Raw genomic sequence first — 13,028 nt, 5'->3', positions numbered from 1 at the left:
TTTTTTTGTATTTTTGCATCAAATTAACGAAAATCAAAAAAATGCAACGCGACGAACAAATTTTTGACCTTATTCTGGAAGAACAAGAAAGACAAATTCACGGATTAGAACTTATTGCTTCGGAAAACTTCGTAAGTGACGAAGTAATGGAAGCAGCTGGTTCTGTTTTAACTAACAAATATGCTGAAGGATATCCTGGCAAAAGATACTACGGAGGTTGCGAAGTAGTTGATGTCGTGGAGCAAATTGCTATTGACAGAGCCAAAGAATTATTTGGTGCTGCTTATGCAAATGTACAGCCACATTCGGGCTCACAAGCAAATACAGCGGTTTACCACGCTTGTATTAAACCAGGTGATAAAATTTTAGGCTTTGATTTGTCTCATGGAGGACACTTAACGCACGGTTCACCGGTTAATTTTTCGGGACGTTTATACACTCCTTCTTTTTACGGAGTAGATAAAGAAACTGGAAGATTAGATTATGATAAAATTCAAGAAATAGCTACCAAAGAACAACCAAAATTAATTATCGCAGGAGCTTCAGCTTATTCTCGTGATATGGATTTTGAGCGTTTCAGAGTAATTGCTGATAGTGTTGGCGCTATTTTATTAGCTGATATTTCACACCCTGCAGGTCTTATTGCTAAAGGGTTGATGAATGATCCGTTGCCACATTGCCATATTGTAACTACTACAACTCACAAAACATTACGTGGACCTCGTGGAGGATTAATCTTAATGGGTAAAGATTTCGAAAATCCATTTGGTTTAACCACACCAAAAGGTGAAATCAGAATGATGTCTTCTTTATTAGACTTAGCTGTTTTTCCTGGAAATCAAGGAGGACCGTTAATGCACATTATTGCTGCAAAAGCAGTAGCTTTTGGTGAAGCTTTGAAAGATGAATTTTTCACTTACGCTTTGCAATTGCAAAAAAACGCAAATGCTATGGCGGAAGCTTTTGTAAAAAGAGGGTATGAAATCATTTCTGGCGGAACTGATAATCACATGATGTTAATTGATTTAAGAAATAAAAATATTTCTGGGAAAGATGCTGAAAACGCCTTAGTAAAAGCAGAAATTACCGTAAATAAAAACATGGTTCCATTTGATGATAAATCACCATTTGTAACTTCAGGAATCCGTGTAGGAACTGCAGCGATTACCACTCGTGGTCTTGTTGAAGAAGATATGGAAACTATTGTTGCCCTAATTGATAGAGTTTTAGTAGACCATACGAACGAAGATGTTATCGAGGCAGTAGCAAATGAAGTAAACGAAATGATGAGCGAAAGAGCTATTTTCGTATATTAATTTTTTTAGTTTCAAGTTTAAGGTTTAAGGTTTGAAGTTCTGGAATCAACGGTTATTTAATACTATTGGGTATTTAAATAATGTATTGGTTTCTGAATTTTAATTTTAAACCTTTTTCTTTAAACCTTAAACTTTTTCAAACTTTAAACAAATTTTGTAATGTCCGTACTAAGATTAAAATTACCAACCGACCCAAGATGGGTGAATATTGTAGAAAAAAACATCGAGGAAATCTTGACCGATCATGCTTGGTGCGAACAAAAAGCAGCTACAAATGCGATTACCATTATTACCAATAATTCAGAGCATCAGGATTTAGTGAAGGATTTATTGGCTTTGGCCAAAGAAGAAATCGACCATTTTGAGCAAGTTCACAATATTATTATCAAGCGTGGACTCAAATTAGGTCGTGAACGCAAGGATGATTATGTCAATGAATTGTACTTGTACATGAAAAAAAGTAGTGATGGTAGCAGGGTTTCCAGTTTAGTGGAACGGTTATTGTTTTCTGCAATGATCGAAGCTAGAAGTTGCGAACGATTTAAGGTACTTTCGGAGAATATCAACGATGAGGAACTATCGGTTTTCTATAGAGATTTGATGGAGAGTGAAGCAGGACATTATACCACTTTCATAACCTATGCTAGGAAATATGGTGTAGGAATTGATGTAGAAAAACGATGGAGAGAATGGTTAGAATTTGAAGAATCTGTTATTGCTAATTATGGTAAAAATGAAACGATTCACGGATAAAGTGTTTCGATATTTTTAGTTTAAGTAAATACAATGTTTTTTTAAGATAGTTGAAAATTTTTGATTACTGAAGATTTTGACATTCTAAACTAAAAGGCAGTCTTAATAATCGGTTCGTAATCTTTAGTAGCTTTTACAAGATTAAATCAATTATTAATAATACATTCACAGCATGAAGCTTAATTACAATTACGATGGAAATATTGCTTGCCGTAGAATATTAGAAGACCATTTAGAAAAATTAAACATTGAATATCAAATTTTAGATTTAGGCCAAATTGAAATTTTAGAAGATGTTCCAATACCCGTTTTTGAAGAACTTCAAACAGCATTAAATCGATATTCAATCCATATTATAAATAATCCAAAAGGGCAACTGATACAGCAAATTAAAGATGCCATTGTTGAAATTATTTATCAAAAAGATAAGTTTCCAAGTACCACAATTTCGCAGTATTTATCTGAAAAGTTGAATTTTAGGTATGGATACCTTACTAATATATTTTCGGAGCACACGTATACATCGATAGAGAATTTTATTATCATTCAAAAAATTGAAAGAGCCAAAAAATTAATTTTGGATGAAGAATTAAGCTTGACGGATATTTCCTATGAGTTAAATTATAGCAGCGTTGCTTATTTATCGACTCAGTTCAAAAAAGTTACCGGTTTGACGCCATCTATGTTTAAAAGAATAGTGGATAAAAGACGAAAATTATCAGATAAGATTGCATAAAACTACTTACACCCCAAACCAGAAATGATTTCTACTTTAGATAAAATACATATTTTAATTGCAGATGACGACGATGATGACGTGGTACTTTTCAATGAGGCTTTAGCAGAACTTAAAATGGACAATAAATTAACTTCGTTTAAAGACGGAAATGATTTGATGGATTACCTTAAAAATCCGGAGATTAAGCTTCCCCACATTTTGTTCTTGGATTTAAATATGCCCTGCAAAACGGGTCATGAATGTCTTAAGGAAATACGTGCAAATCCTCGGTTTAATGATGTTTCCATTGCAATCTATTCGACTTCTTCGTCAGAAAAAGATATTGAAAATACTTTTGTGGAAGGAGCCAATATTTACATAAAAAAGCCAAATGATTTTTCTAAAGTTAAAAAGATAATCAAAGATGTGGTAAACATGAACTGGCAATACCAATCATCAGGATTAAACAAAGAAACTTTTTTCTACAGTTTGTAAATCTTAAGAAATGAAAATTTTATGATTGTTGAAAATTTTCAAGTATTCAAAATTGCAATCTCAATATTTGCTGTTATTTATAGAACTTCATTTTTATGTACTAAGATGCGTGAACTAAACTTTTACTCTAATTTTAAGTTCTAAGGAAACCCAAATTGAACTGGAAAAACTATTATCCGTAATTCGTATTTACCTTTCAAAATTATCCAGTTTTAGACGTCATGAATCTACTTTAAACATGGATATTGTCGTATATTTATAGAAAGAAATTACAACAATGTGTAAAGATAAATATAAGACGAAATGAGTTTGAAATTACGAATACAATTTTGTTTACTAATGCTCAGTTTGCTTTCTTGTTCCAAAAATGAAATGGAAGAAATTAAACCAACTGTAGGAGAAGTTACGGAAGCGGTGTATGCTTCCGGAGTTATAAAAGCGGATGGACAATACACGGTTTATGCTACCGTAAATGGTACTTTGCAAAAAGTAAATGTTATCGCTGGTCAATCCATAAGTAAAGGGCAATCATTATTTGAATTGGAAAGTGATAAAGCGGAACTAAATACAGAGAATGCTCGATTGGCGTATCAATTGAGTCTGGAAAGCAGTCGTTATATTCAAGATAAAATTGCTGAAATGGAAATGAAAGTCCAATCAAGCAGAGACAAATTGACGCTAGACGAATCCATTTATAATCGAAATAAAAACATCAGGAATCAGGGCGGAATTTCGGAAGTTGATTTTGAAAGAGTCGAATTAGCGTATAAAAGTTCCAAAATTAATTACGAATCGGCTAAAAAACAATTGGCACAACTCAAAGCCCAATTAAAGAATGATCAAAGCAGAAATTCTGTCAACCTAAAAATCAACCAGAAGTCCCAGAGTGATTTTAGTGTCAAAAGTGCCTTCTCAGGAAAATTATTTGATGTCCTGGTAAAAGAAGGAACGTTAATTACGCCACAAACTCCTTTGGCAATAATTGGTCAGGAAAATTCATTTTTATTGGAATTGGAAGTTGACGAAAATGACATGGTTCGAGTAAGAACCGGACAACGAGTCTTGGTTACCATGGATAGTTACAAAGGACAGGTTTTTGATGCCGTTATTGATAAAATTTACCCGATAATGAACGAACGTTCCCGTACATTTAAAATCGAAGCACATTTCGTAAAACCACCCGAAAAACTCTACCCAAATCTTACTGCCGAAGCCAATATTATCATTCAGATAAAAAAGAACACGATCACGATTCCAAAAACATATTTAATAGAAGGCAAATATGTCTTAGTAAATAATGATGAAAAGCGGGAAGTGAAAACCGGTTTGAGCGATTATCAAAAAGTGGAAATACTATCTGGTTTAACCGCCGGAGAAACGATTTATAAACCTCAATAATGAACTTTAAACTCATATTAAACATTGCATTGCATTTGCTTCGGGCGCGATTGAAGCAAACGATTGTCGCTGCTATTGGCGTAACGTTTAGTATTGCCATGTTCATTGCTTTGGTTAGTTTTATGAATGGTTTAAATGATTTGCTCGATGGTTTAATGCTCAATAGAACGCCTCATGTATTGCTGTACAATGAAATTAAACCTTCAGAAAACCAACCTGTTCTCTTGTCCGAGGAATTTAAAAAAAACACCAATTTTGTTCGTTCGATTAAACCCAAAGATCGAGGGAAATCCATTTACAACAGTAAAACAATTTTGGCTGTTTTAAAACAAGATCCACGTGTTATTGACGTTGCGCCAAAGGTCACTACATCCGTTTTTTTTAATTCCGGGACGATTGAAATATCAGGGATAATTAATGGAATTGATGTTTTGTCCGAAGATAAATTATTTAAAATCAGTGATTATATTATTGAAGGAAAAGTAGCTGATTTGCTTCAGAATAACAGTATTATTATCGGAAAAGGTTTGTCAGATAAAATGTTGCTTACCAAAGGAGATATCATCAAGATTACGACTTCTAAAGGAAATTTGGCTTCGCTTAAAATTGTGGGTATTTCCGAAATTGGAATTGCTGAAATCGATAATGTGATGAGTTATACCTCTTTGGCGACAGCCCAAAAAATTCTGGGAGAACCTACAAATTACATCACGGATATTCAGCTGAATTTGTACGATATGACTTCAGCGCCTGCTGTTGCAAAAGAGTTCCAGAGTACTTTTAATCTGGATACGATTGATTATCAAACCGCAAATTCTCAGTTTGAAACCGGAAGTTCAGTGCGAAGTATCATTTCCTATTCCGTTGGAGTGGTGTTGCTGATAGTTGCTGGTTTTGGTATTTATAATATTCTGAACATGATGATTTATGAAAAAATGGACAGTATTGCGATTTTGAAAGCCACAGGATTTTCCGGTAATGATGTAAAATGGATTTTTGTTTCGCTTTCTATAATTATTGGATTGGCTGGAGGATTGTTTGGATTACTGTTTGGCTATGTTTTTTCTTCTATTATTGATGTGATTCCGTTTGAAACGGCTTCGTTACCTACAGTGAAAACATATCCTATCAATTACAATCCGTTATTTTACATTATAGGAATTACTTTTGCATTGTTTACAACGACCATTGCCGGACTTTTTCCTGCTTTAAAAGCTAGTAAAGTAGATCCGGTAGAAATCATCAGAGGAAAATAAAAATGGAAAATAATACTGTTTTAGAGACAATTGGATTGAGTAAATATTTTTACGATCCTGTAAAATCCCAGGTTTTAAAGGAAATTAGCATGAGTGTTAATCATGGTGAATTTGTTTCTATAGTTGGTAAATCAGGATGTGGGAAATCGACATTGTTATATTTACTTTCTACGATGGATACGGATTATGAAGGTCAGGTAATTATTCATAACGAACTTGTTACTGGAAAAACCGACAAAAAATTAGCACTAATCAGAAATGAAAAAATAGGTTTTGTCTTCCAGTTTCATTACTTATTGGCAGAATATAATGTGCTGAAAAATGTCATGCTTCCGGGAATGAAGTTAGCTAAATATTCGGATAAAGAATTAGAGCATCGCGCCATGGAACATTTGAAAACTTTGGATATGCAAGATCAAGCGCTGAAAATGCCCAATCAATTGAGCGGCGGACAAAAACAGCGGGTCGCGATTGCACGTGCTTTGATAAACGATCCACTGATTATAATGGGGGATGAGCCTACAGGGAATTTAGACAAGAAAAATAGCGACTTGGTTTTTGATATTTTTAATAAGTTGACTCAGGAGAAAAATCAAACTTTATTGGTGGTTACGCACGACACTGATTTTGCCCAAAAAACCAATAGGATTATTACCATGGAAGATGGGAAAATAATTTCTTAAAGCACTATTTTACTATAATTTCATGTTTGTAAAGTAATCCTTTTATACCTTCTAAAGCAAAAACGGCTTTTTTTAATTTTGTTGTTTTGGGATCTATAGTGTAGTTGTAGCTAGTTTTGAAATCAGCTTTGTTGGCAATTGCTTTTGCAAACTCAGAACGGTATAGATCACAGTTTTCAAAAACGACTTCGGTCAAATCTGTGCTCATAAAATCTACGGCAATAATGCTGCAATTGGTAAATGATGTTCCTTTTATTTTTAAAGTGTAAAATTTGGAGAAATCCAAAACACAATCGTTGAAAGCAATTTCGAAAATTAATTTATCGCACATGGCAAAATTCACGTCTTTGATTTCACAGTGATTGAAAGTTACGGTTCTAAAGGCTACATAATTAATTTTAGCATTGCTAAAAGTACAATCATTGAAAGTACAATCAATGAATGTAACCGCAACAAAAGCACATTGAGAAAAATTACAATTAGTAAACGTACAGCACTCAAATTCCTTGAAATTGACCTCTTCTTCCTTGTAAGTTATGTCTTTGTATTCAATATCTAGAAAATATTCTGCCATTTATGGGTTTTAAATTCAGTTTTTTATTGCTTTCTCTTCAACACAAAGAAACAAAAATCGGAATCGTTATATTGGATAAATTATAATATTATTTTTAGATTTAAACTCTTTCGTAGTCACCTTTCCAGTGCTGAATCGCTTTTTTGATTTCCTTTCCCGAAAGGTTTTCATTCAGTGCTCTTTGTGTAAGCAACGGAAACTCATCGTCTGGGGCAAACCGCAACGCAAATAGTTGGTCGTCATTTAATTGATGTTCAAATTTTTCCAGTCTTTTTCCTGTAATGGAAAAATAGCGATACCTCAGTTCTAGACGTACGATTCGGTTTTGTAAAGTCAATGCATAATGCTGGCGTAGCATGAAAGCCAGACAAAAAAGCACCACAAAAACAGCGCTGATAAATATCCAAATTAAAGAATCTTCAGTGGTACAACTAAAATAAATGCTGAAAGCCAGCAATGTCATGATTATTGGATAATAAACAAAATGATGCGGTGGATAATAGCGAATGTGATTTTTATAGGATTGTGATTTCATCATATTTTTTTTAAAGATAGTAAAAACCGTTAGCTTATGGAATTTTACTTCTTTAGAGGAGAAAAATACTTTAGAGATTAACTAAAAGTGTTTCATTTCCAAGGTTTAATTTTACTGTGTAATAGGATCGTTGACGAAATACATTTTCATCATTCCTTTATTTTTGACTTCAATTTCGCCTCTATATTCACAATCAAAGTCATTTTTGATTATCTGATACGTATGTTCCGATATATTAATTCTTCCTGGCTCCGAATTCGATTCCATACGAGAAGCAATATTTACGGTATCGCCCCAAATGTCATACGAAAATTTCTTGATCCCAACCACTCCGGCTACTAAAGGGCCAGTGTTAATACCGATTCTGATTTTAAAATGAGTTTGGTTTTGTGTAATTAATTCTTCGGATATATTCACAAACCGGGCAATTTCCAGTGCTGCAAGTGTCATTTTATAGGCATGATCTCCTGTTGGAAATGGCAAACCACCTGCGCACATATAAGCATCACCTACGGTTTTTATCTTTTCAAGATTGTATTTTTCCATAATAGTATCAAATTTCGAGAAATAGTAATCGATGCTTTCCACTAGTTTTTCAGGAGGCAGTTTTTCTGCATAGTGTGTAAATCCTTCAAAGTCAGTAAATAAAACCGTCACTGATTCAAATTTTTTAGCTTGTACTTTTCCGTTTTTCTTTAATTCAAGAGCAGTTTCTTCCGGCAAAATATTAAGCAACAGATTATTAGAACGATTTTTTTCTTCTTCAATAATGCTGTTCGTTTTTTTTACAAATTTATAGCGTCGGTAAAAACCAATTGTGATTACCAAAACTAAGAATAAAGAAATTGCTGTTATGTATATGATGTTTTGTTGTCTTTTATCTTTCAATTTCTGGATTTCCGAATCTTTTTCGAGTAAATCGACTTCAGTTTGCTTTTGCGAAACTTCATAATTCGTTCGTATATCTGCCATTTGTTGCATCGATTTAAGATTCGTTAAACTGTCCCTGTATGCAATATGATTCTTGTAATACGCAAATGATGCAGCCATGTTTCCGGTTTTCTGATGCAATTGTGACAGTTTCAGATTAGCATTGCTGATTTGTTCTTTAAGTCCATATTTTTGAGCCAAATCCAGACTTCGTTTGGCATAGCTGAGAGAAGTTTTCCAATCATTTAGTGCTAAATAAATGTCGGACATGTAGGTCAGGTATTCCGAAATGGCATAATAATCTTTTAACTCTTCCAGAATTTTTATGGCTTTACTAATATAGGTTTTTGCAAGATTATTGTTGCCGAGTTTTGCATGTATCATTCCAATATTACCCAGACTATAAGCAGTGCCAATTAAATAATCGGCATTATCGAAAATGATACTTGATTCTTTGAAATATTTTAAAGCTAAATTGTATTTTTTGTTTTTGGAATATTCGTCTCCAGCGTTTAATAATGCACTGGCTAACGATATAGAATCATCGGTTTTCCTTAATAAATGGATTGATTTGTTATAATAAATTTCGGCATTATCAGCATTTCCCATAATCGAATATACATCAGCTATAGCCATGTAGGCTACGCCTTCACCAATAATAAATTTAGCTTTGATCGCTGCTTCAACACTTTTGAAAAATGCGTTTAAGGCTTTGTCTAGATCGCCTCTGAGCCTATTTTTATTCCCTTTTTGGTAATATCCGCGATGGAGGTACAAATAGTTTTTTTCTAACTGAGAGAGCGCAATAAGTTCATCGGCATATTTTAGTGACAATTCGAGATTATTAACTTCATTAAAAGATAAATTTCTCAGTAATTCTAATTTCTCAGAATTTGCCAGGCTATTTTTATGATAGATCTTCACAAGACTATCAGCCACCTTTTGATTTTGTGCAAAAAAACTTAAGAACTGGAAAAATATAAAAAATACAGAAAATAAGATTTTGACAAAATATTTAAAATCTCTTAAAAGTATCATGGGTTTGCAGCTAATTTTGGATCGATGTGAAATGATTTAGAAGAATTTCCATCGGCATAAACACTAAAATTGATAGTGTATTTGTCAAGTTTATGAACCAAATTGGAATCATTTTTAACCTTAGCAGTTGCGTTTCCGGATCTTCCTCCAGTACCGTTAATGGTCGTGACATCAAAGAAATTCAAATCTCGGGATTCCGGTTCGTTAAAAATGCTGTCAATGGCAACGGAATAGCCGTTGTCGTTTGTCACACCATTCCATCTGACATCTTGGTTGAGGTATACGTTAGATAAAAAGTCTTTTAAAGTTCCGTTAGAAGATCTTCCTGAATTGTCATCAGATAAGGAACAAGCGTTATCAATATCCTCCTGTGATGGATTGCTCATTGCGTAAAGACTGCTGGCTTGAACAGTCAATGCGATTACTACTTTTTTGCCCATGATTATTATATTTAAAATTTATTAAATAGTAACTTAAATTGACAATAATAGAATGAGGCAGCGGAAAATAATATATTGATATTTAGTAGTTAAGGGGCTTATTTTAATATCAAATTTAATATTTTTTTCAAGATCAACATCAGTTTACTATGCATGCATCACTAATGTAATTATCCGTTTTTATATAATTATGAAATGGAAATCCGACAGGAATAAAATAGTGACCGAAACTATTTTAGAAAGATCAAAATAGAAAATTAAGAATACATGTACAAAAAGATAAATCAAATAAATATCTAAGTTCTTACTAGTCAGTAAATTGAAATTTATTTGTTACTTTAGTAGAACCAAAGAATAGTAATTAAAATAAATCGTTATGATTACTGATCAGAATTCAATCAATTGGAAAAAAATATTTTGTTTTAAAAATATTATTTTAAATTTAGTAGGAGTAGCCTTGATAACCCTTGCCTTAAAAGGTTTTATGATACCTAATAAATTTTTAGATGGTGGAATTATCGGTATTTCAATATTGGTTCATGAAATTACGAAATGGCCTTTTGGAGTTTTGGTATTAATGTTTAATATTCCTTTTTTAGTCATTGGAAACCGAATGTTAGGTAAAACATTTGCATTGCAAAGTTTGTTGACGTTCTTGTTAATTGCCTTCAGTATGACTTTTTTAGATGTGGATCCCGTGACTTCAGATCCGCTTTTGATTGCATTGTTTGGTGGCTGTCTTATCGGAGTAGGTATGGGTTTGTGTATCCGAAGCGGTTCTACAGCTGATGGAGTAGAAATCCTGGCTTTATTAACTACTAAAAAAATTGGGCTTAATGTCTCAGAAGTCATTTTTGCCTTGAATACGTTATTATTTCTTGCAGCTGCATGGTCTTTTGGAATTTCTACTGCTTTGTACTCTATTGTCACTTATTTTTCAGCTGTAAAATCTTTGGATTACATATCCCATGGTTTAGAACAATATACTTCGTTGCATATAATTTCTTCTAAAAGCGACTTGATTAAATCATTAATTGTCCAAAAATTTGGAAAAGGAATCACCATCATTAAAGGAGAAAGAGGATATTTACCGGATAAATTTGACGTGAAATTAGATTGTGATATCATTGTCACCGTGGTAACCCGACTAGAATTACTCCGAATTAAAGAAGAAATCCGAAAACTGGATCCTAAAGCATTTATGTTTATTCAGTATATCAAAGAGGCTAGTGGCGGAATACTGCGAAGTATGAATTAATATTGATTTGGAACCACATATAATTAATGGTAAATGCATTCACTATTTGAACTCGGAGAAAAATATTAAGAAGTGGGAATTTTGCAATAGGTTTAAAATGCAAGCTGGAATAAATTTCATAATTTTATAAAAAATTATAAAATATGATACCAACGAAGGGATACGCAGTACAGGATGCTAAGTCGGATTTAGCACCATGGAATTTCGAAAGAAGAGAATTAGGACCGCATGATGTGCAATTTGATATTCAGTTTTGTGGCGTTTGCCATAGTGATCTTCATCAAATAAAAGATGATTGGGGAGGAGCTATATACCCGATGGTTCCCGGACATGAAATTGTAGGGAAGGTAGTTAAAGTAGGAAGTCACGTAAAGAAATTTAAGGTAGGTGATTTAGCAGGAACAGGTTGTTTGGTTGATTCCTGCAGGACTTGTGAAAATTGTAAAGAGGGTTTAGAGCAGTTTTGTTTAAAAGGAAGAACAGATACCTATAATGCATTGGGACAAGATGGGGTAACACCTACTTACGGCGGGTATTCGAATACTATCGTAGTACATGAAGATTTTGTTTTACATATTTCAGATAAATTACCTTTAGCTGCTGTAGCACCTTTATTATGTGCCGGAATCACTACATATTCTCCATTGAGACATTGGAAAGTTGGAAAAGGACATAAATTAGCTGTTTTAGGACTTGGCGGGTTAGGTCACATGGCAGTAAAATTCGGCGTTGCTTTTGGTGCTGAGGTTACCGTCTTGAGTACATCTGCAAACAAAGAAGCAGATGCCAGAAAATTAGGGGCTCATAATTTTATAGTTACTAAAGATGAAAAGCAACTGGCAAGTGTTGCGGGTTCTTTTGACTTTATTTTGGACACTGTTTCTGCACCACATGATTTGAATCTATATTTATCTTTATTAAGAGTCAATGGGGTTCATATTTGTGTTGGAGTACCACCAACGCCATATGAAATTCACGCTTTTAGTCTTATTGGAGGGCGAAGAAGTCTTGCAGGTTCATTAATAGGAGGTTTGCCTGAAACTCAGGAAATGTTGGATTACTGTGCTGAACACGGAATTGTATCAGAAATCGAAATGATTGATATCAAAAATGTGCATGAAGCATATGACCGAATGACAAAAGGCGACGTCCGCTACCGTTTTGTTATCGATATGGCGACATTATAATCAAATATAAGAGAAAGTAAAGCCCTAAACATCATTTTGTTTAGGGCTTCTTTTTTGACTGAAATAGAAAGATAATTTTAATAATAGCTTTTTTAGTTTTTTAAAAATAATGGATTAGAATAATAGTTATTGATTGTACTATTTTAAAAATGTGTTTTTTTATTTTACCAATTTTTTTTAAAAAATCCGAGTATAAAAAAAACTCCTCAATTGCTTGAAGAGTTTTAGTGGGGAGAGCAGTCCCGAAGCTTCGGGAGAACCTGCTAAATTGTCTGCAAAAAAAAAACTCCTCAATTGCTTGAAGAGTTTTAGTGGGGAGAGCAGGATTCGAACCAATAAGCTGGAACCCGTGCCTATACTGCATTTTCAACTACTTATAAACTAATGTGCCACGATTTTGCCACAAAACTCAACATGACAATTTTAAGCCATTTTTTAAGTAAATTA

General features: G+C 33.4%; 13 protein-coding genes. 9 read left to right on the top strand and 4 right to left on the bottom strand.

The features are described 5' to 3' along the window. Window positions 1-41: 41 nt before the first annotated feature. From glyA to DR980_RS06785, 7 genes are all read left to right on the top strand, one after another. Window positions 42-1,316: a serine hydroxymethyltransferase gene (glyA, locus tag DR980_RS06815; RefSeq protein WP_113634481.1), complete on the top strand. Its 1,275-nt coding sequence runs from the start codon at window positions 42-44 to the stop codon at window positions 1,314-1,316. 159 nt (window positions 1,317-1,475) lie between these two features. Beyond that, entirely contained in the window at window positions 1,476-2,069 is a 594-nt protein-coding gene (miaE, locus tag DR980_RS06810) for a tRNA-(ms[2]io[6]A)-hydroxylase (protein WP_091170678.1), read from the top strand. Between the two features lie 172 nt (window positions 2,070-2,241). Then, window positions 2,242-2,805 carry a helix-turn-helix domain-containing protein gene (locus tag DR980_RS06805; RefSeq protein WP_113634480.1) on the top strand — a complete coding sequence of 188 codons (564 nt, stop codon included), beginning with the start codon at window positions 2,242-2,244 and terminating at the stop codon, window positions 2,803-2,805. A gap of 24 nt (window positions 2,806-2,829) precedes the next feature. Further along, complete coding sequence (locus DR980_RS06800; protein ID WP_113634479.1) at window positions 2,830-3,282, top strand: response regulator; 453 nt, start codon at window positions 2,830-2,832, stop codon at window positions 3,280-3,282. 372 nt (window positions 3,283-3,654) lie between these two features. Next, entirely contained in the window at window positions 3,655-4,680 is a 1,026-nt protein-coding gene (locus DR980_RS06795; RefSeq protein WP_244199271.1) for an efflux RND transporter periplasmic adaptor subunit, read from the top strand. Continuing rightward, window positions 4,680-5,936, top strand: coding sequence for an ABC transporter permease (locus tag DR980_RS06790; RefSeq protein WP_113634477.1), 1,257 nt, complete (start codon window positions 4,680-4,682; stop codon window positions 5,934-5,936). Before DR980_RS06795 ends, DR980_RS06790 begins: the two co-directional genes overlap by 1 nt. A 2-nt stretch (window positions 5,937-5,938) precedes the next feature. Further along, on the top strand, window positions 5,939-6,619 hold the full coding sequence (locus DR980_RS06785; protein WP_113634476.1) for an ABC transporter ATP-binding protein: 681 nt from the start codon (window positions 5,939-5,941) through the stop codon (window positions 6,617-6,619). Window positions 6,620-6,623: 4 nt separating this feature from the next. Here the strand turns inward: DR980_RS06785 and DR980_RS06780 are convergent, their stop codons facing one another. From DR980_RS06780 to DR980_RS06765, 4 genes are all read right to left on the bottom strand, one after another. Beyond that, a complete protein-coding gene (locus DR980_RS06780) occupies window positions 6,624-7,193 on the bottom strand; it encodes a pentapeptide repeat-containing protein (RefSeq protein WP_113634475.1) in 570 nt (189 codons plus the stop codon). Between the two features lie 100 nt (window positions 7,194-7,293). After that, complete coding sequence (locus tag DR980_RS06775) at window positions 7,294-7,728, bottom strand: DUF6526 family protein (RefSeq protein ID WP_113634623.1); 435 nt, start codon at window positions 7,726-7,728, stop codon at window positions 7,294-7,296. A 111-nt stretch (window positions 7,729-7,839) separates the two neighbouring features. Next, complete coding sequence (locus DR980_RS06770; RefSeq protein ID WP_244199270.1) at window positions 7,840-9,597, bottom strand: adenylate/guanylate cyclase domain-containing protein; 1,758 nt, start codon at window positions 9,595-9,597, stop codon at window positions 7,840-7,842. Window positions 9,598-9,692: 95 nt separating this feature from the next. Next, window positions 9,693-10,136, bottom strand: a complete 444-nt coding sequence (locus DR980_RS06765) for a hypothetical protein (protein ID WP_113634473.1) — start codon at window positions 10,134-10,136, stop codon at window positions 9,693-9,695. A 376-nt stretch (window positions 10,137-10,512) separates the two neighbouring features. Here DR980_RS06765 and DR980_RS06760 point away from each other — a divergent pair, with 376 nt between their 5' ends. Continuing rightward, on the top strand, window positions 10,513-11,394 hold the full coding sequence (locus DR980_RS06760) for a YitT family protein (RefSeq protein WP_113634472.1): 882 nt from the start codon (window positions 10,513-10,515) through the stop codon (window positions 11,392-11,394). 143 nt (window positions 11,395-11,537) lie between these two features. Beyond that, complete coding sequence (locus tag DR980_RS06755) at window positions 11,538-12,581, top strand: NAD(P)-dependent alcohol dehydrogenase (RefSeq protein WP_113634471.1); 1,044 nt, start codon at window positions 11,538-11,540, stop codon at window positions 12,579-12,581. Window positions 12,582-13,028 lie beyond the last annotated feature (447 nt).

The organism is Flavobacterium psychrolimnae (genome assembly GCF_003312425.1).
GTDB lineage: Bacteria > Bacteroidota > Bacteroidia > Flavobacteriales > Flavobacteriaceae > Flavobacterium > Flavobacterium psychrolimnae.
The sequence above is the reverse complement of the archived record's forward strand: the minus strand, read 5'-3'. Positions and strand labels throughout refer to the sequence as shown.

What these genes read in the sequence shown, in the direction of transcription:
- glyA (WP_113634481.1), top strand. Translation starts at nt 42, where the DNA reads ATGCAACGCGACGAACAAATTTTTGACCTTATTCTGGAAGAACAAGAA.
- miaE (WP_091170678.1), top strand. Translation starts at nt 1,476, where the DNA reads ATGTCCGTACTAAGATTAAAATTACCAACCGACCCAAGATGGGTGAAT.
- DR980_RS06805 (WP_113634480.1), top strand. Translation starts at nt 2,242, where the DNA reads ATGAAGCTTAATTACAATTACGATGGAAATATTGCTTGCCGTAGAATA.
- DR980_RS06800 (WP_113634479.1), top strand. Translation starts at nt 2,830, where the DNA reads ATGATTTCTACTTTAGATAAAATACATATTTTAATTGCAGATGACGAC.
- DR980_RS06795 (WP_244199271.1), top strand. Translation starts at nt 3,655, where the DNA reads ATGGAAGAAATTAAACCAACTGTAGGAGAAGTTACGGAAGCGGTGTAT.
- DR980_RS06790 (WP_113634477.1), top strand. Translation starts at nt 4,680, where the DNA reads ATGAACTTTAAACTCATATTAAACATTGCATTGCATTTGCTTCGGGCG.
- DR980_RS06785 (WP_113634476.1), top strand. Translation starts at nt 5,939, where the DNA reads ATGGAAAATAATACTGTTTTAGAGACAATTGGATTGAGTAAATATTTT.
- DR980_RS06780 (WP_113634475.1), bottom strand. Translation starts at nt 7,193, where the DNA reads ATGGCAGAATATTTTCTAGATATTGAATACAAAGACATAACTTACAAG.
- DR980_RS06775 (WP_113634623.1), bottom strand. Translation starts at nt 7,728, where the DNA reads ATGAAATCACAATCCTATAAAAATCACATTCGCTATTATCCACCGCAT.
- DR980_RS06765 (WP_113634473.1), bottom strand. Translation starts at nt 10,136, where the DNA reads ATGGGCAAAAAAGTAGTAATCGCATTGACTGTTCAAGCCAGCAGTCTT.
- DR980_RS06760 (WP_113634472.1), top strand. Translation starts at nt 10,513, where the DNA reads ATGATTACTGATCAGAATTCAATCAATTGGAAAAAAATATTTTGTTTT.
- DR980_RS06755 (WP_113634471.1), top strand. Translation starts at nt 11,538, where the DNA reads ATGATACCAACGAAGGGATACGCAGTACAGGATGCTAAGTCGGATTTA.